25 protein-coding genes and 1 riboswitch are annotated in these 24,635 nt (G+C 65.8%); of the genes, 15 read left to right on the top strand and 10 right to left on the bottom strand.

What is annotated here, in order from left to right:
- Positions 1–46: 46 nt before the first annotated feature.
- From AC3WLX_RS27635 to AC3WLX_RS27650, 4 genes are all read left to right on the top strand, one after another.
- Positions 47–796: an electron transfer flavoprotein subunit beta/FixA family protein gene (locus tag AC3WLX_RS27635; RefSeq protein WP_492338336.1), complete on the top strand. Its 750-nt coding sequence runs from the start codon at positions 47–49 to the stop codon at positions 794–796.
- Positions 796–1,740 (top strand): electron transfer flavoprotein subunit alpha/FixB family protein, encoded by a 945-nt coding sequence (locus AC3WLX_RS27640; RefSeq protein WP_492338337.1) that lies wholly within the window; start codon positions 796–798, stop codon positions 1,738–1,740. The genes AC3WLX_RS27635 and AC3WLX_RS27640 overlap by 1 nt, the downstream gene beginning before the upstream one ends.
- A 191-nt stretch (positions 1,741–1,931) precedes the next feature.
- Positions 1,932–2,813, top strand: coding sequence for a 3-hydroxybutyryl-CoA dehydrogenase (locus tag AC3WLX_RS27645; RefSeq protein ID WP_057028383.1), 882 nt, complete (start codon positions 1,932–1,934; stop codon positions 2,811–2,813).
- A 181-nt stretch (positions 2,814–2,994) separates the two neighbouring features.
- Positions 2,995–3,189, top strand: a complete 195-nt coding sequence (locus AC3WLX_RS27650) for a hypothetical protein (RefSeq protein ID WP_025033571.1) — start codon at positions 2,995–2,997, stop codon at positions 3,187–3,189.
- A 5-nt stretch (positions 3,190–3,194) separates the two neighbouring features.
- Here AC3WLX_RS27650 and tlpA read toward each other — a convergent pair whose 3' ends face one another.
- Positions 3,195–3,860 carry a thiol:disulfide interchange protein TlpA gene (gene tlpA, locus AC3WLX_RS27655; protein WP_492338421.1) on the bottom strand — a complete coding sequence of 222 codons (666 nt, stop codon included), beginning with the start codon at positions 3,858–3,860 and terminating at the stop codon, positions 3,195–3,197.
- A 107-nt stretch (positions 3,861–3,967) separates the two neighbouring features.
- On the opposite strand from tlpA, the gene argH reads away from it, so the two are divergent.
- The 3 genes from argH to lysA all read left to right on the top strand — a co-directional run bounded on the left by argH (position 3,968) and on the right by lysA (position 7,042).
- Positions 3,968–5,365 (top strand): argininosuccinate lyase, encoded by a 1,398-nt coding sequence (gene argH, locus AC3WLX_RS27660; RefSeq protein WP_492338338.1) that lies wholly within the window; start codon positions 3,968–3,970, stop codon positions 5,363–5,365.
- Positions 5,366–5,459: 94 nt separating this feature from the next.
- Positions 5,460–5,753 (top strand): LPS translocon maturation chaperone LptM, encoded by a 294-nt coding sequence (gene lptM / locus AC3WLX_RS27665; RefSeq protein WP_291629752.1) that lies wholly within the window; start codon positions 5,460–5,462, stop codon positions 5,751–5,753.
- 23 nt (positions 5,754–5,776) lie between these two features.
- Positions 5,777–7,042, top strand: coding sequence for a diaminopimelate decarboxylase (lysA, locus tag AC3WLX_RS27670; protein WP_492338339.1), 1,266 nt, complete (start codon positions 5,777–5,779; stop codon positions 7,040–7,042).
- A gap of 181 nt (positions 7,043–7,223) precedes the next feature.
- Here lysA and AC3WLX_RS27675 read toward each other — a convergent pair whose 3' ends face one another.
- Positions 7,224–8,129 carry an NAD(P)-dependent oxidoreductase gene (locus AC3WLX_RS27675; protein WP_492338340.1) on the bottom strand — a complete coding sequence of 302 codons (906 nt, stop codon included), beginning with the start codon at positions 8,127–8,129 and terminating at the stop codon, positions 7,224–7,226.
- Between the two features lie 225 nt (positions 8,130–8,354).
- Complete coding sequence (locus tag AC3WLX_RS27680) at positions 8,355–8,738, bottom strand: carboxymuconolactone decarboxylase family protein (RefSeq protein ID WP_028134137.1); 384 nt, start codon at positions 8,736–8,738, stop codon at positions 8,355–8,357.
- Between the two features lie 181 nt (positions 8,739–8,919).
- Here AC3WLX_RS27680 and AC3WLX_RS27685 point away from each other — a divergent pair, with 181 nt between their 5' ends.
- Complete coding sequence (locus AC3WLX_RS27685) at positions 8,920–11,571, top strand: TIGR02302 family protein (protein WP_492338341.1); 2,652 nt, start codon at positions 8,920–8,922, stop codon at positions 11,569–11,571.
- Positions 11,572–11,736: 165 nt separating this feature from the next.
- On the opposite strand, the gene AC3WLX_RS27690 is transcribed toward AC3WLX_RS27685, so the two are convergent.
- Positions 11,737–12,111 carry a response regulator gene (locus AC3WLX_RS27690; RefSeq protein ID WP_492338342.1) on the bottom strand — a complete coding sequence of 125 codons (375 nt, stop codon included), beginning with the start codon at positions 12,109–12,111 and terminating at the stop codon, positions 11,737–11,739.
- A gap of 38 nt (positions 12,112–12,149) precedes the next feature.
- Entirely contained in the window at positions 12,150–13,028 is an 879-nt protein-coding gene (locus AC3WLX_RS27695) for an MJ0042-type zinc finger domain-containing protein (RefSeq protein ID WP_492338343.1), read from the bottom strand.
- Between the two features lie 185 nt (positions 13,029–13,213).
- On the opposite strand from AC3WLX_RS27695, the gene ftsE reads away from it, so the two are divergent.
- The 4 genes from ftsE to AC3WLX_RS27715 all read left to right on the top strand — a co-directional run bounded on the left by ftsE (position 13,214) and on the right by AC3WLX_RS27715 (position 16,408).
- Positions 13,214–13,873, top strand: coding sequence for a cell division ATP-binding protein FtsE (ftsE, locus tag AC3WLX_RS27700; RefSeq protein WP_063694655.1), 660 nt, complete (start codon positions 13,214–13,216; stop codon positions 13,871–13,873).
- Positions 13,866–14,834 (top strand): cell division protein FtsX, encoded by a 969-nt coding sequence (locus AC3WLX_RS27705; RefSeq protein WP_492338344.1) that lies wholly within the window; start codon positions 13,866–13,868, stop codon positions 14,832–14,834. The genes ftsE and AC3WLX_RS27705 overlap by 8 nt, the downstream gene beginning before the upstream one ends.
- Positions 14,835–14,907: 73 nt before the next feature.
- Complete coding sequence (locus AC3WLX_RS27710; protein ID WP_492338345.1) at positions 14,908–15,612, top strand: YdcF family protein; 705 nt, start codon at positions 14,908–14,910, stop codon at positions 15,610–15,612.
- A 22-nt stretch (positions 15,613–15,634) separates the two neighbouring features.
- A complete protein-coding gene (locus AC3WLX_RS27715; RefSeq protein ID WP_492338346.1) occupies positions 15,635–16,408 on the top strand; it encodes a lysophospholipid acyltransferase family protein in 774 nt (257 codons plus the stop codon).
- On the opposite strand, the gene AC3WLX_RS27720 is transcribed toward AC3WLX_RS27715, so the two are convergent.
- Entirely contained in the window at positions 16,405–17,016 is a 612-nt protein-coding gene (locus tag AC3WLX_RS27720; RefSeq protein WP_492338347.1) for a gamma-glutamylcyclotransferase, read from the bottom strand. The genes AC3WLX_RS27715 and AC3WLX_RS27720 overlap by 4 nt on opposite strands.
- 110 nt (positions 17,017–17,126) lie before the next feature.
- Here AC3WLX_RS27720 and AC3WLX_RS27725 point away from each other — a divergent pair, with 110 nt between their 5' ends.
- Entirely contained in the window at positions 17,127–18,311 is a 1,185-nt protein-coding gene (locus AC3WLX_RS27725) for a DUF2125 domain-containing protein (protein WP_492338348.1), read from the top strand.
- A 121-nt stretch (positions 18,312–18,432) separates the two neighbouring features.
- On the opposite strand, the gene AC3WLX_RS27730 is transcribed toward AC3WLX_RS27725, so the two are convergent.
- Genes AC3WLX_RS27730 through AC3WLX_RS27740 form a run of 3 tightly spaced genes read right to left on the bottom strand, consistent with a single transcriptional unit; the run spans position 18,433 to position 21,341 of the window.
- Entirely contained in the window at positions 18,433–19,368 is a 936-nt protein-coding gene (locus tag AC3WLX_RS27730; RefSeq protein ID WP_492338349.1) for a prephenate/arogenate dehydrogenase family protein, read from the bottom strand.
- Positions 19,365–20,462, bottom strand: coding sequence for a histidinol-phosphate transaminase (gene hisC / locus AC3WLX_RS27735; protein ID WP_492338350.1), 1,098 nt, complete (start codon positions 20,460–20,462; stop codon positions 19,365–19,367). Before hisC ends, AC3WLX_RS27730 begins: the two co-directional genes overlap by 4 nt.
- 30 nt (positions 20,463–20,492) lie before the next feature.
- Positions 20,493–21,341: a chorismate mutase gene (locus tag AC3WLX_RS27740; RefSeq protein WP_492338351.1), complete on the bottom strand. Its 849-nt coding sequence runs from the start codon at positions 21,339–21,341 to the stop codon at positions 20,493–20,495.
- A gap of 156 nt (positions 21,342–21,497) precedes the next feature.
- Positions 21,498–21,577: riboswitch (SAM riboswitch) on the top strand.
- A 90-nt stretch (positions 21,578–21,667) separates the two neighbouring features.
- On the opposite strand from AC3WLX_RS27740, the gene metX reads away from it, so the two are divergent.
- Both metX and metW read left to right on the top strand, forming a co-directional pair.
- A complete protein-coding gene (gene metX / locus AC3WLX_RS27745; protein ID WP_492338352.1) occupies positions 21,668–22,864 on the top strand; it encodes a homoserine O-acetyltransferase MetX in 1,197 nt (398 codons plus the stop codon).
- Between the two features lies 1 nt (position 22,865).
- Positions 22,866–23,528: a methionine biosynthesis protein MetW gene (metW, locus tag AC3WLX_RS27750; protein ID WP_492338353.1), complete on the top strand. Its 663-nt coding sequence runs from the start codon at positions 22,866–22,868 to the stop codon at positions 23,526–23,528.
- Positions 23,529–23,641: 113 nt separating this feature from the next.
- Here the strand turns inward: metW and AC3WLX_RS27755 are convergent, their stop codons facing one another.
- The gene (locus AC3WLX_RS27755) at positions 23,642–24,505 is read right to left on the bottom strand and encodes an alpha/beta fold hydrolase (protein WP_492338354.1); all 864 of its coding nucleotides are present in this window, start codon (positions 24,503–24,505) and stop codon (positions 23,642–23,644) included.
- Positions 24,506–24,635: the final 130 nt, after the last annotated feature.

Consider the following 24,635-nt stretch of genomic DNA (forward strand, 5'->3'; position numbering starts at 1 on the left):
CGCGCCAGTTGATAACCCCCCTCCCAAATTGAGTGAAAGAGGATCGATGAAGGTCTTAGTGCCGGTAAAGCGGGTGGTCGATTACAACGTCAAGGTCCGCGTCAAGGGCGATGGATCGGGCGTTGAACTCGCCAACGTCAAGATGTCGATGAACCCGTTCGACGAAATCGCGGTCGAGGAAGCGCTGCGCCTGAAGGAAGCCGGCAAGGCGACCGAGGTCGTGGTGGTCTCCATCGGGCCGGCGCAGGCGTCGGAGACGATCCGCACGGGTCTTGCCATGGGTGCCGACCGCGGCATCCTGGTGAAGGCGGAAGGCATCGTCGAGCCGCTCGCCGTTGCCAAGATCCTGAAGAAGGTTGCGGACGAAGAGCAGCCGGGCCTGATCATTCTCGGCAAGCAGGCGATCGACGACGACTCGAACCAGACCGGCCAGATGTTGGCCGCGTTGCTCGGCTGGTCGCAGGCGACCTTCGCCTCCAAGCTCGATGTCGAAGGCACCGACTTCAAGGTGACCCGCGAAGTCGATGGCGGCCTCCAGACCGTGAAGCTGAAGGGACCGGCGATCGTCACCACCGATCTCCGCCTCAACGAGCCGCGCTACGCCTCGCTGCCCAACATCATGAAGGCCAAGAAGAAGCCGATCGCTGATAAGACCGTCGCCGATTACGGCGTCGACATTGCCGCGCGTCTCGAGGTTCTCAAGACGACGGAGCCGGCGGGCCGCAAGGCCGGCGTCAAGGTCAAGGACGTTGCCGAGCTGGTGTCGAAACTCAAGAACGAAGCCGGGGTGCTCTGATGACGACGCTTCTGATTGCCGAACACGACAATGCGTCGCTCAAGGACGCCACCAACAAGGCCCTGACCGCGGCCGCCGCGCTCGGTGCGGATGTCGAGGTCCTGGTCGCCGGCCAGAACGCCAAGGCCGCGGCGGATGCCGCCGCCAAGCTCGCCGGCGTGAAGAAGGTGCTGCTCGCCGATGGCGACCTCTACGCGCATGATCTCGCCGAGCCGCTGGCCGCGCTGGTCGTGTCGCTGGCATCCGGCTATGACGCGATCGTCGCGCCGGCGACCTCGCGCTTCAAGAACGTGATGCCCCGCATCGCCGCTCTGCTCGACGTCATGCAGGTCTCGGAGATCACCAAGGTGGTCGCGCCCGACACGTTCGAGCGTCCGATCTATGCCGGCAACGCCATCCAGACGGTGAAGTCGAAGGACGCCAAGAAGGTGATTACGGTGCGGACCTCGACCTTCGCTGCGGCGGGCGAAGGCGGCAGTGCCGCGGTCGAGACCGTGGCGGCGGCCGCCGATCCCGGCCTGTCGACCTTCGTCGGTGAGGAAGTCGCCAAGAGCGACCGTCCCGAACTGACCTCGGCCAAGATCATCGTCTCCGGTGGCCGCGCGATGCAGAGCCGCGAGAACTTCGCCAAGTACATCGAGCCGCTCGCCGACAAGCTTGGCGCCGGTGTCGGTGCCTCGCGCGCGGCGGTGGACGCCGGCTATGCGCCGAACGACTGGCAGGTCGGACAGACCGGCAAGGTCGTGGCCCCCGAGCTCTATGTCGCGGTCGGTATCTCCGGTGCGATCCAGCATCTGGCCGGCATGAAGGACTCCAAGGTGATTGTTGCGATCAACAAGGACGAGGACGCGCCGATCTTCCAGGTCGCCGACTACGGCCTGGTCGCCGATCTCTATCAGGCGGTTCCGGAGCTGACGGACGAACTCGGCAAGCTCGGCAAGTAAAAGGCATCGAAAACACCGGCCGGAGGTATAAACTCCGGCCGGTGTTGTATTTCCGAGGCGGTTTCTTTGGCGTGGGACGCGCCTTCGAAGCGATCCAATCTAGGTTTCGAGCCAAGGTTCTGATTAAATCGGTCCTCCCGGCTCGGGGGACAGGCAGGCGCGACATGCGCGCCGTTCCGGTGGATGACATTATGGCGGCAGTGATCAAGAAGGTCGGCGTGATCGGCGCAGGTCAGATGGGCAACGGCATCGCCCATGTTGCGGCGCTCGCCGGCTTCGACGTGGTGCTCAACGACGTTTCGGCCGACCGCCTCAAATCGGGCATGGCCACCATCAATGGCAATCTGGCGCGCCAGGTCTCCAAGAAGGTCGTCACCGAGGAGGCCAAGACCAAGGCGCTGTCGCGCATCACGCCCGCCGAGAAACTCGATGACCTCGCTGATTGCGACCTCGTCATCGAAACCGCGGTCGAGAAGGAAGAGGTCAAGCGCAAGATCTTCCACGAGCTCTGCGCCGTGTTGAAGCCGGAGGCGATCGTCGCCTCCGACACGTCGTCGATCTCGATCACGCGCCTCGCCGCCGCCACTGACCGCCCGGAGCGCTTCATCGGCATTCACTTCATGAACCCGGTTCCGCTGATGGAGCTGGTCGAGCTGATCCGCGGCATCGCGACCGACGACGCCACCTTCGAGGCCGCCAAGGAATTCGTCGGCAAGCTCGGCAAGCAGGTCGCCGTCTCCGAGGATTTCCCGGCCTTCATCGTCAACCGCATCCTGCTGCCGATGATCAACGAGGCGATCTACACGCTGTATGAAGGCGTCGGCAATGTCGAGGCGATCGACGCGGCGATGAAGCTCGGCGCGCATCATCCGATGGGCCCGCTGGAGCTTGCCGATTTCATCGGCCTCGATACCTGCCTCTCCATCATGCAAGTGCTGCACGAGGGCCTGGCCGACTCCAAATACCGCCCGTGCCCGCTGCTGGTGAAATACGTCGAGGCCGGCTGGCTCGGCCGCAAGACCCAGCGCGGCTTCTACGACTACCGCGGCGCCAAGCCGGTGCCGACGCGTTAAGCGATAGTGCGGTAGGGTGGGCAAAGGCGCAAAGCGCCGTGCCCACCAGCTCTCTCGATCGGAAAAGGCGCGTGGGCACGCTCCGCTTTGCCCACCCTACGGCTGATGCGATCCGCCTTGTGACAGTTCATGTCCCATTAACTCCTCGCGCCTAGGCTGCCGCCGGTAAGAGGGTCGCGTAATGGACATGATGGCTATGGTCAGCAGCATGCTGGCCGCTCAGCAAGGCGCATTGCAGTCGAATATTGCGGCGACGCTGACCAAGCAGAACGCGGATATGGAGAAATCCACCGTCCTGACGCTGCTCGGCGCCGGCCAGCCCTCGCTCGCCAATGTCGGCCCCGGCGTCGGCGGCAATCTCAACGTCACCGCCTGAATATCTCAGAGTGAAGCGGCGGCCTTTCCGGTCGCCGCCCGGATCAGCTTGATTGCGTCCTCGCTCGCCCATTCCGCCGGCCCCGCGATCGTCGCGATCTCGCAGCCATGTGGGTCGACCAGCACCGAGGTCGGCATGCCCAGCGCCCGTCCCACGGCTTTAAGGTCCTGAAAGACCTTGGCTTTCTGGTCGCTGAAATAGCCGAGCCTGACAAGATTGGCCTCTTTCAGGAAGGTTTTGGGCTTCTCGGGGTCGCGGGTGTCGATGTTGATCGCCACCACCTCGAAATTCGGGCCCGCAAGCTTGCCCTGGAGCTCGTCCAGGGCCGGCATCTCCTTGCGGCAAGGCACGCACCAGGTCGCCCAGAGGTTCACCAGCAGCGTCTTGCCGCGGAAGTCGGACAGCCGCTTCGGCTTGCCCTCGACATCCTCGAAGGCAAGGTCAGGCAGCTTCAATGGCGCGGCGGCCATGGTCAGCGCCGCCACCTCGCCGTGGGCGAGCGGGGCGATCCTTTGCGCCGTCGCCACCGCCGGCTTGCAGGTCGGATCGCCCACCGGCGCCCGGCCGAGGCCGAGCCCATATAGCGCAGCGAAGCCGGCCAGGCCCACGACCGCCACGGCGGCGACGATGAGGGGGATCCGGCGCCTGGCGGAGGGCGTCTTGTCGAGCATATCGTTTGTCATCCGGTCGCAGATATGGCTATCAGGGGCCTCTTAATACGGCTGGCAGCAGTCGGCAAACGTGCGGCGGCCAAAAGCAAGGCGTGAAGCAGGCGATCATGAGCAACAAGATGTGGGGCGGCCGGTTCTCGGAACGTCCCGATGAGATCATGGAAGAGATCAACGTCTCGATCGACGTCGATCGTCACCTGTTCGCCCAGGATATTGCCGCGTCCAAGGCCCACGCCGCGATGCTGGCCAGCCAAGGCATCATCACGGCCTCTGATGCGAAAAATATCGGCAAGGGTCTAGACACGATCCTGTCAGAGATCGGCAAGGGCGATTTCACGTTCAAGCGCGCGCTCGAAGATATTCATATGAACGTCGAGAGTCGCCTGTCCGAGCTGATCGGCCCAGCCGCCGGCCGCCTGCATACGGCGCGTTCGCGCAACGACCAGGTCGCGACCGACTTCCGCCTGTTCGTCCGCGACGTCATCGACGAGACCGAGGCCGCGCTCGCCGCGTTCCAGCAGGCGCTGGTCGAGCGCGCGCTGGAGCACGCCGCAACCGTGATGCCCGGCTTCACGCATCTGCAGACCGCTCAGCCCGTCACCTTCGGCCATCATCTGCTGGCCTATGTCGAGATGGCCGCGCGCGACCGCGGCCGTTTCCAGGACGCGCGCAAGCGGCTGAACGAATCGCCGCTCGGCGCGGCTGCGCTCGCCGGCACCTCGTTCCCGATCGACCGCCATGCCACGGCGAAGGCGCTCGGCTTCGACCGCCCGATGGCGAACTCGCTGGATGCCGTGTCCGACCGCGACTTCGTGCTGGAGACGCTGTCCGCGGCGGCGATCTGTGCCGTACACATGTCGCGCTTTGCCGAGGAGATCGTGATCTGGACCTCGCCGCTGGTCGGTCTTGTCAGGCTCAGCGACAAGTTCACCACGGGCTCCTCGATCATGCCGCAGAAGCGCAACCCCGATGCCGCCGAGCTCGTGCGCGCCAAGACCGGCCGCGTCATCGGCGCGCTCAATGGCCTCCTGATCGTGATGAAGGGCCTGCCGCTCGCCTATCAAAAGGACATGCAGGAAGACAAGCAGGGCGCCATGGAAGGCTTTGCCGCGCTGTCGCTGGCGATCCGCGCCATGACCGGCATGGTACGTGATCTCGTGCCGGACGAAGCCAAGATGAAGGCGGCCGCGGGCGAAGGTTACGCCACCGCGACCGACCTCGCCGACTGGCTGGTGCGGACGCTGAAAATGCCGTTCCGCGAAGCCCATCACGTCACCGGCCGCATCGTCGCCAAGGCCGCCGAGGGCGGCGTCGCCCTGCACGAGCTGCCGCTCAAGGAGATGCAGGCCGTCGAGTCCAGGATCACCAAGGACGTGTTCGGCGTGCTCTCGGTCGAATCGTCGGTGAAGAGCCGTACCAGCTTCGGCGGCACTGCGCCGAAGAACGTCGCGTCGCAGGCCAAGGCCTGGGCGAAGCGGCTGGAAAAAGAGCGGAAATCGGGCTGAGGGACAAAATTTCGCTGATCTTTCATGGTCATCCGGCTCTCGCCAGAGCGCGCCAATCTCTGTATGGTGCGGCCCGCGTAGTGGGGATTTCGTCGTGACGTCAAAGTTTCGCCCGGCCGGCTCGGGGTGGGCCATCATTGTCTTGAGCCTGACGGCGCTCGCGCTTGCCGGGTGTGGCCGCAAGGGCCCGCTGGATCTGCCGCCGACCGCCTCCACCGCGCCTGCAGCCACCGGCGCAGCGCCCGTCGATACCGAGAGCGCGGCCCAGAAGACGCCGAGCCTGTTCGACCCGACCTCCAGCGCGGATGCCGCGCCCGCGGCGGCCAAGGGCCGGAAGAAACCGTTTATTCTCGACCCGCTCCTGGACGAACCTCCCGGCAGGAAATAAGCCGGCACAACCGAGCCTGCGCCATGAACCATTTCGACTATCGCAACGGCGTGCTGCACGCCGAGGCGGTGAACCTGTCCGAGCTGGCCGCCACCGTCGGCACGCCGTTCTATTGCTATTCGACCGCGACGCTGGAGCGGCACTACCGCGTCTTCACCGAGGCCTTTGCCGGCGAGAAGGTGCTGGTCTGCTACGCCATGAAGGCGAACTCGAACCAGTCGGTGCTGCGCACGCTGGCCCGGCTCGGCGCCGGCGCCGACGTGGTTTCGGGCGGCGAGCTGAAGCGCGCGCTGGCCGCCGGCATTCCCGCCAGCAAGATCGTGTTCTCCGGGGTCGGCAAGACGGAGGCGGAGCTGCGCGCCGCGCTCGCCGCCGACATCCTCTGTCTCAACGTCGAATCCGAGCCGGAGCTCGAGCTGCTGTCGCGGCTTGCGACCGAGATGGGCAAGACCGCGCGGATCTCGCTGCGCGTCAATCCCGACGTCGATGCCGGCACGCATGCAAAGATCTCCACCGGCAAGTCCGAGAACAAGTTTGGCATCCCGATCGCGCATGCCCGCGAGGTCTATGCGCGCGCCTCGAAGCTGCCCGGAATCAAGGTGACCGGCACCGACGTGCATATCGGCAGCCAGATCACCGATCTCTCCGGCATGGAGACCGCGTTCCGGATTCTCTCCGAATTCGTGCAGACTCTGCGCGCCGACGGCCACGACATCAGCCACGTCGATTTCGGCGGCGGTCTCGGCATCCCCTATTACATGGACCGCGAGGCTCCGCCGGCGCCCGCGGCCTATGCCGCCATGGTCAAGCGTGTCAGCCACAATCTCGGCTGCACGCTGATGTTCGAGCCGGGCCGCATGATCGTCGGCAATGCCGGCATCCTGGTCGCGAAGGTGATCTATGTGAAGCACGGCGACGGCAAGAATTTCGTCATCATCGACGCCGCCATGAACGACCTCATCCGCCCGACACTGTACGAGGCTCATCACGACATCCTGCCGGTGACACAGGCCCCGAAGGGAGCCGCCACCATCTTGGCCGACGTCGTCGGCCCGGTCTGCGAGACCGGCGACTATCTCGCCCTCGACCGCACGTTGCCGACGCCGAAGCCGGGCGATCTCCTCGCCATCATGACCGCCGGCGCCTATGGCGCGGTGCAGGCGGGCACCTACAACACCCGGCCGCTGGTGCCGGAGGTGCTGGTGAAGGACGATCAATATGCCGTGGTGCGCCCGCGCATCGAGGTGGAACAGCTCATTGCAATGGATCGGCCCGCGCCCTGGCTGTGAGGTGACGACGCCGGCTCAACAACTTCGGTGTCGTCCCCGCGTAGGCGGGGACCCATACTCCCAGGCAGCCGTTGTGACGCCAAGCTGGTAACTCCGAGCCTTCGCCACAAGTTGTCCTGTGGTTATGGGTCCCGGGCTCGCGCTTCGCGCGCCCCGGGACGACGAGCAGAGTGTGGAGCGGCTACTTCCCTCCCAAGCCACCTTTCCCACCCACCACAACACCCGCCTTCTTCTCGATCGGCTTGATCGCCGCGGTGAAGTCGGACTCGGCGCCTTCGGCGCTGATCACCGTCTCCCATAACCGCCCGACCGCGTCGGCGACCTCCATCGACAGGCCGAGTTGCTTCATCTCCTCCAGCGCCAGCCGCACGTCCTTCACCATCAAACCGGTGGCGAAGCCGAAGTCGAAGCTGCGCGGCAGCACCGCGCGCGGAAACTTGTCCCGGCTCGCGGTATTCATGCCCGAGCCGGAATTGATGACGTCGATCATCACGGCGGGATCGAGCCCGGCCTTCACGCCCATCACGACGGCTTCCGACGTCGCCACGATCGCGGTGGCCGACAGGAAATTGTTGGCGAGCTTCATGGTCTGGGCCGCGCCGGGCTTCTCGCCGATGAAGAACACTTTTCCGATCACCTCGAGCGCCGGCTTGAGCAGCTCGAACTCGGCTTTCGGTCCCGACACCATCACCGCAAGCGTGCCCTTCTCGGCACCGCCGACGCCGCCGGAGACGGGGCAGTCGATCTGCACGATGCCACGCTCGGCGAGAAGTCCGTGAATCTTCACAGCCATCGTCGAGCCGACTGTTGAGAGATCGACGAAACGCTTGGCGCGCTTCCCCTCGATCACGCCGTTCGCGCCGGTGGCAACGTCGAGCGAAGCCTGCAGCGAGGGCAGGCTCGCCATGACGGTCTCGGCCTGATCAGCGACGTCCTTCGGCGAGGTCGCGGCGCTGGCGCCGAGCGCCACGAGCTTGCCTGCGACGTCCTTGCGCGTGTCGAACACAACGAGCTTGTGTCCCGCCTCGATCAGCCGCCGCGCCATCGGGAAGCCCATGTTTCCGAGCCCGATGAATCCGATGTCCATGGTGTTTCCCTTTGTTTGTTGTTGTGCGTGAGAGCGGAGTCACATTTTCCGCTCGTCGTCCCGGGGCATCGCGAAGCGATGAGCCCGGGACCCATAACCCCAGGGAGAAGTTGTTCGCGCCAAAACGGTAACTCCGAATTCCCGTAACCACATCGGCCTGTGGTTATAGGTCCCGGGCTCGCGCTTCGCGCGCCCCGGGACGACGGCGACGAACGGCGCTGCGTCTCACGCCTTGCCGTCGATCTCCGCGAAAACCTCGCGCGCGATGCGGAAGCTGTCGACGGCGGCCGGCATGCCGCCGTAGATCGCGACCTGCATCAGGATCTCGCGGATCTCCTCGCGCGTCACGCCGTTGGTCAGCGCGCCCTTGAGATGGGCGCGAAACTCGTGCTGGCGGTTGAGGATCGCGATCATGGCGATGTTGAGCATGCTGCGGGTCTTGCGCGGCAGCTCCTCGCGGCCCCACACCGTGCCCCAGCAATATTCGTTGAGCATCTCCTGGAACGGACGATTGAAATCGTCGACGTTCTTCAGGGCGTTGTTGACATAGGCCTCGCCCAGCACCGCTTTGCGGACTTCCAGGCCCTTGTCGTGCATCTTCTTGTCCATGGCGTTCCTCTATCTGTCCTGCGCTTTTCTCTCGGGAATGGCGGGCGGAAGTTACGGGGTTGAACCGGGCCAGTCACGTCCTCGTGTTATGCGGGAAAAGGGGGCTCTCCCGTACAGGAACGGATGCCTCAGTGCTGCCGTTGTGATAGGCTCTGCTCTACCGGGCAACCTGGAGAGTTGATTGAACGGCGTCACCCCCGAGCCGTCAGATCCGATCCGCAACAGTGACGCGCTGTCGCGGCTGAAGCTGGCGCAGGCCCTCGAGCGGGCCACCTATGCCATCGCGTGGGAGCGTGCCTGGCCTCATGCGGCGCGTCTTTTGACCGTCGTCGGCCTGTTCCTGGTGGTGTCCTGGGCCGGCCTCTGGCTGGCGCTGCCGTTCCTGGCCCGTGCCATCGGCCTTGCCCTGTTCGCCGCGATCGCGGCCGCCGCCCTGTTTCCCCTGATTCGCTTCCGCTGGCCGAGCCGGGAAGACGCGCTCGCCCGGCTCGACCGGGGCTCGGGCATCCGTCACCGCCCGGCCACCACGCTCACGGACACGCTGACCTCGCAGGACCCGGTCGCGCAGGCGCTGTGGCAGGCGCAGCGCGAGCGTACGCTGGCGTCCATCAAGCGCATCCGCGCCGGTCTGCCGCGTCCGCGGCTCGCGCTGCACGATCCCTGGGCACTGCGCGCCCTTGTCATGGTGATGCTGGTGGCGACCTTCTTCGCCGCCGGTGACGAACGCGCGATGCGGCTTGGCGCGGCCTTCAACTGGAACGGGGTGCTGGCGCCCGCCAATGTCCGCGTCGATGCCTGGGTGACGCCGCCGCTCTACACCGGCAAGCCGCCGGTCATCCTGTCGGCGGCCAACAAGGAGGCCGCGGCGTTGCCGCCCAGCGGCCCGCTTGCCGTTCCCGCCGGCTCGACCCTGATCGTGCGCTCCTCCGGCGGCAGCCTGGATGTCGCCGTCTCCGGCGGCCTCAAGGAGGTTGCCCCCAACGAAGCCAGTCCCAAGGGCACCAACGAAAGGCATTTTGCCATCTCCGGCGACGGCACCGCGCAGGTCCGTGCGCCATCGGGCCAGCCGCAATGGGCGTTTGCGGCAACACCGGACCGTCCGCCGACGATTGCGCTCGCCAAGGATCCGGAGCGTCAGGCGCGCGGCGCGCTGCAGCTCTCCTACAAGATCGAAGACGATTACGGCGTCACCGGCGCCGAGGCGAAGTTTGCCCCGCGATCCGCCGATGCCAATGATGGCACCAAGGATGGTGCCAAGGCTGCGGCCGGCGAGGGTGACACCAAGGTCGCTCCGCGTCCGCTGTTCCAGCCGCCGCAATTTGCGCTGGCGCTGCCGAATGCGCGGACCCGCAACGGCGTCGGCCAGTCGGTGAAGGATCTCAGCGAAGACCCCTATGCCGGCGCCGAGGTCACGCTCACCCTGACGGCCAAGGACGAGGCCGGCAATGAGGCCATGAGCGAACCCTTCAACATGCGCCTGCCCGAACGGCTCTTCACCAAGCCGCTGGCGCGGGCCTTGATCGAGCAGCGCCGTATCCTCGCGCTCGACGCCAACAAGAACTCCGACGTCTATGCCGCGCTCGACGCGCTGATGATCGCGCCCGAAATGTTCACGCCGGAGCCCGGACAGTATCTCGGCCTGCACAGCGTGGCCCGGCAGCTCGAGGCCGCGCGTACCGATGACGCCCTGCGCGAGGTCGTGGCAAGCCTGTGGGCGCTCGCGGTGACGATCGAGGACGGCAAGATCTCCGACGTCGAGAAGGCGCTACGCGCGGCTCAGGAGGCGCTGAAGCAAGCGTTGGAGCGCGGTGCAAGCGACGAAGAGATCAAGAAGCTCACGCAGGATCTGCGCCAGGCGCTGAACGATTTCATGCGCCAGCTCGCCGAGCAGTTGCGCAACAACACTGATCCGCAGCAGCTGGCCCGTCCGCTCGACCCGAATACCAAGGTCTTGCGCCAGCAGGACCTGCAGAACATGATCGACCGCATGGAGCGCCTGTCGCGCTCGGGCGACAAGGACGCCGCCAGGCAATTGCTCGAGCAGCTCCAGCAGATGCTGGAAGGCCTCCAGATGGCGCAGCCGGGACAGTCCGGCGAGAGCGACATGGAGCAGGCGCTCAACGAGCTCGGCGACATGATCCGCAAGCAGCAGCAATTGCGCGACAAGACCTTCAAGCAGGGCCAGGATTCCCGGCGCGAGCGCTCCCGCGGCAAGCAGCAACAGGGCGACCAGTCCATGTCGGAGCTGCAGCAGGACCAGCAGGGGCTGCGCGATCGGCTCAAGAAGCTGCAGGACGAGCTTGCCAAGCGCGGTCTCGGGCAGAAGGGTGAGAAGGGGCAGAAAGGCCAGCAGGGACAGAAGGGCCAGCAAGGCGACCAGGGCCAGCCCGGCCAGAATGGCGATCAGGACGGCGATCAGGGCGATGACGACGGCAGCCTGGATGCGGCCGACGGTGCCATGGGCGATGCCGGATCGAAGCTCGGCGATGGCAACGCCGACGGCGCCGTGGACTCGCAGGGCAAGGCACTCGACGCGATGCGCAAGGGTGCGCAGAAGTTGGCCGAGGCGATGCAGCAAGGCGATGGTGACGGCCAGGGTGACGGACCCGGCCCGCGCGCCGGCCGTCAGCAGAGCGGCGGCAACCAGACCGACCCGCTGGGCCGTCCGCTGCACGGGCGTGAATTTGGCGACGATTACACCGTCAAGATTCCCGGCGAGATCGACACCCAGCGTGTCCGCCGCATCCTCGAAGAGCTCCGCCGCCGTCTCGGCGATCCCTCACGCCCGCAGATCGAGCTCGACTACATCGAGCGGCTGCTGAAGGAGTTTTGAGGCGCACTCTTTGACTCCACACGCGGTGTCATCGCCGGGCCGTGACCGGGCGATCCAGTATTCCAGAGGCCGGCGTTGAAGATCTCGCCCTTGCCACATCAGCCGCGGTGTACTGGATGCCCCGGTCAAGCCGGGGCATGACAGGGGAATATTTGGCCGCCGCCGCTACCCTTTCTTCGCTGCCAACGCATCGGCGACCGCCGTGCGGATATCGGCGACCGAGAAAGGCTTGGTCACGACGTCATGCACCAGCGCATTCAGGTTCGAGGCGCGCTCGCGCTGGTCGGCAAAGCCGGTCATCAGCAAGATGGTCAGGTCGGGGAAATCGCGCGCCGCAGAGAGCGCCAGCGCGATGCCGTCCATGATCGGCATCTGGATGTCGGTAAGCAAAAGGTCGAAGGCGCCATCCTCGCGAGTCAGGATCTCCAGGGCCTCGGCGCCGTCCTGGGCGGTGACGGTCTCGTGGCCGTCCATGGCGATGGCGCGCGCCACCAGCGTGCGCATCGAATCCTCGTCGTCGGCGATCAAGATTCTCGGCATGAGACCAAACTCGGGATCAATCTCCCTTGGAGGGGCGATTATACGTTGCCGCCGGCAATGTCGCGCCGGTTAAAGAAACGAACATCGATATTGCGGCCCTCCGGCGGCGGCGAAGCCAGGCGCGAGCGGAAGAAGGCGCGCTCGCCGGGCCGGAGCACGGTCTGTTCCAGCACCGTGTTCCAGGCATAGATTTCCGCGCCTTGCGCGTCACGCACGGCAAAGCGTAGGCGCGGGATGTCGAGCGGCTTCTTGCTCGCCCCGACGATCACGCCTTCGATCACTAGCACCTGCTTACCGTCCACGGTTTCGCTGGAAAGCTTGACGTCCTTGAAGGCAAGGCCGCGCAGATTCACCTCGAGCCCGACGATCTTGTAGAAGGCTGCCGTCTGGGGGAGCAGCCGCACAACGTCGCCGCGCCAGATCACCAGAGCCAGCACCAGCGCGCCCATCGCGGCGCAGGCGGTGGGCAGGCCAAGATAGGATTTGCGCGGAGGCGCGGTGGGGACGGGGCGGCTCACCCGCGCGCCGCGGCGCCGGAACAGGCTGCGGAACCAGGACTGGTGCTGTACGCCGGCGACTTCCTCCTCGGCCTCGCGGGCCGCCGCCGACCATTCGTCTTCGGTGTCCCGGGAATCCTCACCCGGCAAGTCGCTGGCAATCGAGGGGCTGTCGACGACGGGCGCATCAGTGGCGCCGTCGTCCCTAGCATAAGAGTTCCATTGCTCGGCGAGGTCTGACTGGTCGTCGGCTCGGCTGGCCTCTGCCATCGCCGGAACGGACGCCTCCTCGATGGCGTCTTCGGCATGGGCGATCCAGGTCTCCTTGCAGCGGGAGCAGCGGACCGCCCGTCCGTTCGCCCCAAGGCTGGCGAGCTTGATGGCGTAGGATGTCATACAATGGGGGCAGACGATATGCATGGACGAGCCTTGATGCATGAACGAGGTCGTGGACTGGTCTTGGCGTTGCCCTTGTCATGGAGAACCGGGCGCCCTTTATGCTACAGGCCGACCGTTAACGAACCGGAAACCATAACGGCGGCAAAACCCGTTGATCGCGCATGGCGGAGCGCCGCAATGCGACCCCCTCTCGAACGGAGCTGAGCTTGGTTCGGTTCGAAAATGTCGGATTGCGTTACGGCCTGGGGCCGGAGATCCTGCGCGATCTCAGCTTCCAGATTCCGGCGCATTCCTTCCAGTTTCTCACCGGACCGTCCGGCGCCGGCAAGACCTCCCTGCTGCGCCTGCTGTTCCTGTCGCATCGGCCGACGCGGGGCCTCGTCAATCTGTTCGGCCACGACATCTCGCAGCTCGGCAAGGACGAGATCGCTGACTTGCGCAAGCGCATCGGCATCGTGCTCCAGGATTTTCGCCTGCTCGACCACATGACCACCTACGAGAACGTCGCGCTGCCGTTCCGCGTGATGGGTCGCAGCGAGTCGAGCTACCGCAAGGAGGTGATCGACCTGTTGCGCTGGGTGGGGCTCGGCGAGCGCATGGACGCGCTGCCGCCAATCCTGTCGGGCGGCGAGAAGCAGCGCGCGGCGATCGCGCGCGCCGTGATCTCGCGGCCGCAGCTGCTGCTCGCGGACGAGCCGACCGGCAGCGTCGACCCGACGCTCGGCCGCCGTCTGCTGCGGCTGTTCATCGAGCTTAACAAGTCAGGCACCGCCGTCATCATCGCCACACACGACATCGGCCTGATGGACCAGTACGAGGCGCGGCGCCTGGTGCTGCATCAGGGACGGCTGCACGTCTATGAGTAGGACCGACGAGCGCGGCGTGCTGGTGGACCTCGGGCAGGAGCGTCCGCAGCTTCCGGCCAAGGCGCGCAACATGTCGCCGATCGTGCCGCGCGCCTCGATCCACGGCAGAGCGCTGCTCGCCGTCGTCGCCATCATGACGTTCCTCGCCTCGATGGCCACGGGCTCGGTGCTGCTGGTGAGCGCCTCCGCAGCCGAATGGCAGTCGGACGTCGCAAGCGAGATCACCATCCAGGTCCGTCCGCAGGCCGGCCGTGATCTCGATCGCGACACCGCGGCGGTGACGGAGGCGATGCGCGCGCAAGCCGGCATCGTCGAGGTCAGGCCGTTCACCAGGGACGAGAGCGGCAAGCTGCTCGAGCCCTGGCTCGGCACCGGGCTGTCGATGGACGATCTGCCGGTGCCGCGCATGATCATTGCCCGCGTGCAGCCGGGCACGCTGCTCGATCTCGGCGCTTTGCGCGCGCGCGTCACCCAGGTCGCGCCGAGTGCGAGCGTCGACGATCATCGCGCCTGGATCGAGCGCATGCGCCTGATGACGAACGCCACCGTGCTGGCCGGCCTCGGCATCCTCGCGCTCGTCATCATCGCCACGATCATCTCGGTGTCGTTCGCGACCCGCGGCGCCATGGCGGCGAACCGTCCGATCGTCGAGGTCCTGCATTTCGTCGGTGCCGGCGACCGCTACATCGCCAACCACTTCCTGCGGCATTTCCTCAGGCTGGGCCTCGAGGGCGGCGTGATCGGCGGCGGCGCCGCCATGCTGGTGTTCGGCTTCTCCGAGTCCATTGCGGGCTGGTTCTCCGGTACCCCCGTCGGCGACCAGTTCGCCGCGCTGCTCGGCACTTTCTCGCTGCGGCCGTCCGGCTACATCGTGCTCGCCGTCCAGGCCGTGTTGATCGGGGCCATCACCGCCGTCGCCTCACGTCAGACGCTGTTCGCGACGTTGAACGACGTCGACTAGGATTGAGAAACCGGACTCCACTTCGCCTCAAAACATCCTAAAATCCACCCAGGGAAGGGATTTCCGACATCGCATGACCGCGCCGACCGACGATCGATCGCCGAAACTGCCGCGCGGCTGGCTGCGCGCGACCATCGTGTCGACGATCGCGCTTGCCTTCGTCGTTGCGGCCGCGGGCTTCGTTGCGTTCCTGGCGCAATTGCGCGGCGCCGAGAAGGTGCCCGATCGCAAGGCGGACGGCATCGTCGTCCTGACCGGCGGCTCCTCGCGGGTGTCGGACGCGATGGAATTGCTCGCTGCCGGTTATGGCAGGCGGCTCCTGATCTCCGGCGTGCATCCGACCTCGACGGCGAGCGACATCTCGCGCACCTTGCCGGAGAACCAATCCTTCATGACCTGCTGCGTCGATCTCGACCGCACCGCGCTCTCGACCCGCGGCAATGCCGCGGAGGCGCGGCGATGGGCCGAGGAACGCCGATTCACATCGCTGATCGTAGTCACCTCCAACTACCATATGCCGCGCGCGCTGGTGGAATTCTCGCACGTGATGCCGCAAACTACGTTGATCCCGTTCGCTGTGGTCGGCGACAAATGGCGCGAGGAGCCATGGTGGATCTCCGGCTCGACCTTGCGGCTGCTGCTGTCGGAATATGTCAAATACGTCGCCGCGGAGCTCAGGGTCCGGCTCGAGGATTTCGGGATTGACCTTTGGCCCGAGATGTCGGAGCAGCCTCAAGGCCAGAAGCCGAAGCGGCCCGCCACCGCACAGGCCAATTGACGAGCAATTGATCGGACCATCGATGTTCCTGATTTTCCTGCGATCGCTCGTGTTCAACGTGCTGTTCTACGCCGTGCTGGTCTGTCTTGCCATCGTGGCGCTGCCGACCTTCATGCTGCCGCCGCGCGCGATGCTGACGGTCGCCGAATGGTGGGCGAAGGCAACGCTGTTCCTCATGCGCGTGGTCTGCAACATCAAGGTGGAATTCCGGGGTGTCGAGAACATCCCGGAGGGCCCGTTGCTGATCGTGGCCAAGCATCAGTCGTTCTGGGAGACGTTCGTGCTGCCGGGTTTCTTCAACCGGCCGATCTTCATCCTGAAGCGGCAGCTCATGCAGATCCCGGTGTTCGGCCAGTTCCTGGTCAAGACCGGAATGATCGCGATCGACCGCAATGCCGGCGTGAAGGCGCTGCTCGACATGACCCGGCGGGCGCGCGAGGCCGTGCGCAGCGGAAAACAACTCGTCATCTTTCCGGAAGGCACGCGCCGCGCGCCGGGCGCGCCGCCGGATTACAAGACCGGCTTTGCGCAGATCTATTCGTCCTGCGGCGTGCCCTGCCTGCCGGTCGCGCTCAATTCCGGCCTGTTCTGGCCGCGCCGCACCTTCATGCGCTATCCCGGCACGCTGGTGGTGGAGTTTCTCCAGCCGTTGCCGCCGGGCCTGCCGAAGGACGAATTTCTCGCGCGTGTGCAAGCCGCGATCGAGGATGCGACCGGTCGTCTCGTCGATGCGGGCCGGAAGGAGCAGGAGCAGTTGATCGGCTCGGCGCCGAGCTATGCGCCGAGCGGCGGTTAGCGGCTGTCGCGGTCTTCGGCCGGAGCCGGCGCGTGCAGGGAATGCGCGTCACCATGCAGCATCAATGCGAGCTGATGCAGCTGCGTGTCGCGAAAGCCCTCGGCCTCGATCGCCTTCACCGTCGCGGTGACATAGTCGCGGTTGGCGCCGGACTGGCCGTGACCCTGGAGGACATGGCGGTGCTGCTCGGCAAGCGACAGCCGGCCGGCATATTGCACATGGCCGCGATCGACGACGTAGGCGAGCGCGGAGACCCGCTGGCGCGCATCGTTCTCCAGCCACACCGAGCGCATCACCTCGCGATAGACCGAGGTGACCTGCTCGCGTGCGCGCAAATATGCGACCACCTCGGCACGGTTCTTCTCGGCGACGCGGAAGGCGATGCCGCGGCAGGCGCCGCCGCGGTCGAGACCGAGCACCAGGCCCGGCTTTTCCGGCGTGCCACGATGCACGAAGGAGTAGACGCAGAGCGCGCGATGCTCGCCGACCAGCCGCGCCGGGACGCGTTCCTCGAAGTCGAAGCCCGGCCGCCACATCAGCGAGCCGTAGCCGAACACCCAGAGGTCGCCCTTGGCAGCGGTGACGGAGGGGAGGGTGATTTCGGACATTTCGGGCACGGCTACCAGAACCCTGCGCCCAAGCGAAGCGATTTCTGCGCCTTTCGTCGCAGACCGGCCTCGCTTACATTTGCCTGAATCTGGGGTCAAAGGGTCGCCGCATGTCCAATATGACCGTTGCCGCAGGCCGCCGCTCCCGTTGGGGCCTTTTCATCGCACCCGTTCTCGTCCTGATCCTCGCAGTCGCCTGGACCTGCTTCTGGTTCTATGCGGCCTCGCAGGCCGAAATCGCCGCGGACGCCTGGCGGGCGCAGGAAGCCAAGGCCGGCCGCATCTATGATTGCGCCAAGCGCTCGATCGCGGGCTTCCCGTTCCGGTTCGAGGTCCAGTGCTCGGGCGCCAGCGTTGCCCTGGTCTCGCAGAACGCGAGCAAGACGCCGTTCACGGCGAAGCTCGACAACATCCTGGTCGTCGCCCAGGTCTACGATCCCAAGCGCATCATCGCCGAATTCTCCGCGCCGGCGACGCTGATCGACGGCATCACGCAGAACACCTTCACCGTCAATTGGAGCAAGGCTCGCGCTAGCGTCGCCGGCCTGCCGGCTGTCCCGGACCGTGCCTCGATCGTGTTCGACGACCCCACGCTCAACCGCCTCGACGGCAGCGTGCAGGTGCCGCTCGCCGGTGCCAAGCAGATCGAGCTGCACGGGCGCCTCGCCGAGGGATCTTCAACGGATCGTCCCGTGATCGAAACCGTGCTGCATGTCGCGCAGGGCAGCGTCCAGGGCGTGCATCCGCTGCTCGCCGAGCCGTTCGCGGCGGACACCCGCGCCAAGATCACCGGCCTTTCGGACCTCACGCCAAAACCCTGGCCGGAGCGCTTCCGCGAGATCCAGGCGGCCGGCGGTCACATCGAGATCGTGCAGTCGCGGATCCAGCAGGGCGAGATGATTGCGGTTGCGGCCGGCAAGCTCGGCCTGTCGCCCAACGGCCGGCTCGATGGCGAATTGCAGATGACGGTGACCGGCCTCGAGCGCGTGATCCCGGCGCTCGGCATCGAGAAGATGCTGGAGGAGGGCGTGCCGCAGGCCACGCTCGACCGCGTTGTGCCGGGGGTGAAGACGCAGGACCTCAACAATCTGTTCGGCGCGCTCGACCGCGCCGTGCCCGGCCTCGGCAAGGTCATCAAGCAGAACGCCAATGCGGGCGTTGCCGCCGGCATCAATTCGATCGGCAGCGAGACGACGCTGGAAGGCAAGAAGGCGCGCAGCTTCCCGCTGAAATTCGTCGACGGAGCCGTGCTGCTCGGCCCGGTCAAGGTCGGCCAGATCCCGCCGCTGTATTGAAGCCTCTCTCGTCATTCCGGGGCGATGCGCAGCATCGAACCCGGAATCCGTTTAACCGCGTGCGCTGGGGCCCGATGGATTCCGTGCTCGCCCTACGGGCGCCCCGGAATGACGGCCCAAGCTACGGCTTCTTCAGCGCGCCGTGCTGGCGGCCGAAATCGGGCGCCGCCGAATCCTGGCCGATCTCGACGATGCCGCGGCGGATGGCGCGGGTGCGGGTGAAGTGGTCGAACAGCGCCTCGCCGTCGCCGCGCCGGATCGCGCGCGTGAGCTTGGAGAGATCCTCGGTGAAGGTGCCGAGCATCTCCAGCACGGCCTCCTTGTTGGCGAGGAACACGTCGCGCCACATCGTCGGATCGGAGGCGGCGATGCGGGTGAAATCGCGAAAGCCGCCGGCGGAGAACTTGATCACCTCGGATTCCGTCACCTGTGCCAGCTCGTCGGCGGTGCCGACGATGGTGTAGGCGATCAGATGCGGCAGATGGCTGGTGATGGCGAGCACGAGATCGTGATGATCGGGCGTCATCACCTCGACCTTGGCGCCCATCGCCGCCCAGAACGCGCGCAGATGTTCCGTGGCTGCTGCATCGGTGCCCTCAGGCGGGGTCAGGATGCACCAGCGGTTGATGAAGAGTTCGGCGAAGCCGGAATCCGGGCCCGAGTGCTCGGTGCCGGCGACGGGATGCGCCGGCACGAAATGAATGCCGTTCGGCAGATGCGGGGCCATGTCCCGGACCACCGCGCCCTTGACCGAACCGACGTCGGAGACGATGGCACCGGGTTTCAGATGCGCGGCGATCTCCTCTGCCACGGGTCCGCAGGCGCCGACGGGAATGCAGAGGATGACGAGATCGGCATCCTTCACGGCCTCCGCATTGGTCGCCACGACCTCATCGACGATACCGAGCTCGGCGACGCGCGCGCGCGTCTTCTCCGAGCGCGCGGTGGTGACGATCTCGTCCGCCAGGCCCTGCAGCTTCGCAGCACGCGCGATCGAGCCGCCGATCAGGCCGAAGCCGATCAGTGCGACGCGCCGGAAGTGCGGATCAGCATTCATTTGCCGGCCAGGAAGTCGCGCAAGCCGTCGACCACGAGGCGGTTGGCCTCCTCGGTGCCGATGGTCATGCGCAGCGAGTGCGGCAGGCCGTAGTTCTTCAGGCCGCGCAGCACGAGGCCGCGCTTGGTGAGGAAGGCGTCGGCCTCGTCCGCGGTCCTGCCCTTCTCGGTCGGGAAGTGGATCAGCACGAAATTGGCGACGCTCGGCGTCACCTTCAGGCCGAGCTTGCCGATCTCCTCGGTGAGGCGATTGCGCCAGGTCTCGGTGAACTGCTTCGACATCGCCTGGTGCGCGGTGTCCTCGATCGCGGCGACGGCAGCGTACATCGCCGGCGTCGACACGTTGAAGGGACCGCGGATGCGGTTGACGGCGTCGACGACGTGCTCGGGCCCGAACATCCAGCCGATGCGGAGCGCAGCGAGGCCGTGGATCTTGGAGAAGGTGTGCGTCACCACCGTGTTCTCGGTGGTGGCGACGAGCTCGATCCCCATTTCGTAATCGTTGCGCGAGACGTAGTCGCAATAGGCGGCGTCGAGCACCAGCAGGACGTGCGACGGCAGGCCGGCGCGCAGCCGCTTGACCTCGTCGAACGGGATGTAGGTCCCGGTCGGATTGTTGGGATTGGCAAGCCAGACCAGCTTCGTCTTCGGCGTGACGGCGGCCAGGATGGCGTCGACGTCGCAGGTGAGGTTCTTCTCCTGCGCCACGACGTTCTTGGCGCCGACCGCCATGGTCGCGATCGGGTAGACCAGGAAGCCGTGCGTGGTGGAGATCGCCTCGTCGCCCTGGCCGAGATAGGTGTGGGCGAGCAAATTGAGGATCTCGTCCGAGCCGGCGCCGCAGATGATGCGGTTGGGATCGAGCCCGAAGGAGCGGCCGATCGCCTCGCGCAGCACGCGCGAGGTGCCTTCCGGATAGTCCTCCAGATGATCCGCCACGCGCTTGAACGCCTCGATCGCCTTGGGCGAGGGCCCGAACGGCGTTTCGTTGGCCGAGAGCTTGAACACCTTGCGGCCCGGCTCCGGCACCGGGCTCTTGCCGGGCGTGTAGGGCGCAATATCGAGAATGCCGGGATTCGGCACGGGGCGGGACATCTTGAACTCCGAAATAGCGAGGCGCGCGGTTTACGATTTCGCCCCGGTCGGGGGCACCGTATAGCGCGTTGCGTGGCTGCCGACGAGGGCCACGGAGCGGACCGAGGCCCCCGCCTCGATCAGGGCAGCCTTGATTTTCTCGATGCTCGTTGCGCTCGTGACCGAGACCAGCAGCGCAGCGCCGTCGAAGGCGGTATCGGGCACCGCCACGATCTCGGCCAGCGGCGACAGCGCGCGCGCGACCTCGGCGTTCCAGCCCGAGACACGCACGCTGAAGGTCTCGACCTCTGTCACCAGGGCGCTGTCGGCGACGCGCGAGATCGCAAACACCGGCAATGCGGCCGGATGGTCGGCACGCTCGACGAAGGGCATCCGCGCGATGATTTTCGGCGCGCCTTCCGCCTCCAGCGACAGCCACCAAGGGGTTCGGCTGGAGGTCGCCGAGACCAGCGCCAGGTCGCCCTTGGATTTCGCCACCGCCTCGACCGCGGCCTGCGCGCTGAAATGCGCGACGTAAGGCACGGTGAAGCCGAAATGGAAGCGCGCCGAATCGCGCATCGCCGGCTCGCTCACCGAGACGTCGGCATGCACGGAGAACGGCGCCTGCACATAGGTGAAGGTCGAAATGATGACGCGCCAGATGCTCTCGACCGTGTCGAGCGGCAGGATGCCGCGATGACGCTGCACGATCTCGCGCATCATGGAAGCCTCGCGCGCCGGGCGGAACGCGGAGCCGACCTCCTGGGTCTGCTTCACCTGGATCAGCCGGTCGATGATGTCGCCGCGCTGCATCAGCAGGCGATGCATGCTCTCGTCGATCGCATCGATCTCCTTGCGCAGTTCCTGCAATGATGGTGGCGCGGGCGGACGTTGGGACATGTCTGGTCGTCGATCGTTCCGATGGGGAATGTCCTGATTAGGCAGTCGGGGCGGCGAAAGCAAAGAGAAATGAAGTCCTTTCCGGCCGACGCGAGGCAGGCGAATTGGGCTGATCCGGGCCGCGACTTGACGAAAACCGCCCAAGACGGTAGCTTTTGCCCGTTCCGTGGTCATTTGAGCCGGCCGGCTTGCAGCCACGTTAAAAAACTCGCTAAACAGGCCGGGGACGCTTTCGATCCCGGCCGAACCTATCGTTCAGGCCGGGTTTTTCATGGCCTGATGTCACTGCGGTCCGAAGTCCGATCGCACATGAGGTCGATGGTCAAATGGGTGGCGTCAAGTCGATACCAAGTCCTGCGATCAGCGCCGACGAGCGCTCGCACGAGGTGGATCATCCAAGCTCGCATCTCGCGAATTTTGGCGCCGAGCAGCCGCTGCGGCTCGATTGCGGCGTCGATCTCACCCCGTTCCAGATCGCTTACCAGACCTATGGCGAGCTCAACGCCGATCGCTCCAACGCGATCCTGATCTGCCATGCGCTGACTGGCGACCAGCATGTCGCCAATGTGCATCCCGTGACCGGCAAGCCCGGCTGGTGGGAGACGCTGGTCGGTCCCGGCCGGCCCATCGACCCCAAGCACTACTTCATCATCTGCTCCAACGTGATCGGCGGCTGCATGGGCTCGACCGGCCCGGCGTCGATCAATCCCGCCACCGGCAAGGTCTGGGGCCTGGACTTCCCCGTCATTACCATCCCCGACATGGTGCGCGCGCAGGCGATGCTGATTGATCGGCTCGGCATCGATACGCTGTTTGCGGTCGTCGGCGGTTCGATGGGCGGCATGCAGGTGCTGCAATGGACCGCGGCCTATCCTGCCCGCGTATTCTCCGCGCTGGCGATCGCCTGCGCGACGCGGCACTCGGCTCAGAACATCGCCTTCCATGAACTCGGCCGCCAGGCCGTGATGGCAGACCCCGACTGGGACGGCGGCGGCTATGCCGATCGCGGCACCCATCCGCACCGCGGGCTCGCGGTGGCGCGGATGGCGGCGCACATCACCTATCTCTCCGACGCGGCGCTGCATCGCAAGTTCGGCCGTCGCATGCAGGACCGCGAACTGCCGACGTTCTCTTTCGATGCCGATTTCCAGGTCGAGTCCTATCTGCGCTACCAGGGCTCGTCCTTCGTCGAGCGCTTCGATGCCAACTCCTATCTCTATCTGACGCGCGCGATGGACTATTTCGACATCGCCGCCGACCACGGCGGCGTGCTGGCGAAGGCGTTCGCCGACATCAAGACGCGCTTCTGCGTGGTCTCCTTCACCAGCGACTGGCTGTTCCCGACTTCGGAATCGCGCGCGCTGGTGCATGCGCTGAACGCCTCGAGCGCGCGGGTGTCGTTCGCCGAGATCGAGACCGATCGGGGCCATGACGCCTTCCTGCTCGACGTGCCCGAGTTCTTCGACATCTCCCGCGCCTTCCTGCAATCGGCAGGCAAGGCCCGTGGATTGAAGGATCGCTAAGATGTCCGTGCAGGAAGTATTGCCGCTGGACGGCGTTGCGGCCAAGCCCTCCGGTGATTATCGCGTCGATCATCTGCTGGTGGCCGAGATGGTCAAGCCGGGCTCGAAGGTGCTCGATGTCGGCTGCGGCGAGGGCGATCTGCTTCAGCTGCTCGAGGCCCGCGGCATCGACGGCCGCGGCATCGAACTGTCGCGCGAGGGCGTCAATCGCTGCGTCGCCAAAGGGCTCGCGGTGGTGCAGGGAGACGCCGACACCGATCTCGTCAATTATCCCGACGATGCCTTCGACTACGTGATCCTGTCGCAGACGCTGCAGGCGACGCGGCAGCCGCGTGTGGTGCTGGAGAATCTTCTGCGCATCGGTCGCCGCGCCATCGTGTCGTTCCCGAATTTCGGGTTCTGGAAGATGCGGCTCCAACTCCTGATCGGCGGCCACATGCCGCGCACCGAGAATCTACCTGCGACCTGGTACGACACCGCCAATATCCATTTCTGCACCATCAAGGATTTCGTCGAGCTCTGCGACGAGATCAACGTCAAGATGGAGCGTTCGGTGGCGCTCGACCTTTACGGCCGCCCGGTGCCGCTGAACCTGCCCTGGTGGGTGTGGAACATGTTCGGGGAGCAGGCGGTGTTTCTGCTGAGCCGGGGCGAGGGGAAATAATCTCTCTCCGTCATTCCGGGGCGCGCAGAGCGCGAGCCCGGAATCCATCGTGCCACACTGTTTGCGGCCCGATGGATTCGGGTCTGCGCCTTCGGCGCATCCCGGAATGACAGCTAATGTGGAGCCAAAGACCTCGCATCCCGGACCGGCCAGCGGCCCGCCTCCACCAGCGTGACGAACCGTTCCACGCTCTCGTTGAACAACGCGGGCTCTTCCAGGTTGAGCACGTGGCCGGACTTCGGAAACATCGCGAGCCCCGCCGCGGGCAGGTGCTTCTTCAGGAACAGGCTCGGCCCGATGCAGGGATCGTCCTCGTCGCCGCAGATGATCAGCGCGGGTGTTGCAACGGCCTTGATCGCGTCCGTCATCGTGTAGATCGAGGGACGGCCGCCCTGGAAGCCGCGCATCGTGTTGGCAGATCCCCTGGCATCGTGCCGTGCCAGCGCGGCATAGAAATCGGCGTGGCCGCGGGGATCCTTGACCAGGAAGGGAATCCGGCTCGGCGCCTCGCGCGTGACCTTTGCGACGTCCGCCGAGCCGAGCGTGTCGTACTGCTCGGCATTGGCGCGGCACTGCTTGCGCCAGGCTTCCAGGTTCTCGATCTCCGAGCCGGAGCCGACGCCGGCGAGCGTCATCGACAGCGCGCGCTGCGGCGCGTTGAGCCCGATCTGGAGCGAGGAGTAGGCGCCCATCGACAATCCCACGAGATGGGCGCGATCGATCCCGAGATGGTCGAGCACTGCGAGCGCGTCGGTGTAGAAATGCGTGTAGGTGTAGACCTCGCCATCGGGCACGTCGGACGGCGTATAGCCGCGCGCCGAATAGGTGATGCAGCGGTGACCGCGCGAGAAGTAGCGCATCTGCGGCTCCCAATTGGTGTAGTCGGCCGCGAACTCGTGCAGAAAAAGTATCGGCGTTCCCTGGCCCGCCTCCTCGAAATAGATGCGGACGCCGTCCTTGGTCGTGGCGTGGGGCATTAACCGTTTCCCTCTGTTTCAAGCCGTGTTCGAGGATCGCAGTTAATGCCCGTGTCGGCAATGCGGCAGCAGCAGCGGAGCATCGACACAAAATCATCGCAGCCATTCCCGGACGTCTCGTCTTTTTCTC

Source organism: Bradyrhizobium sp. FW305-F6, from assembly GCF_058782905.1.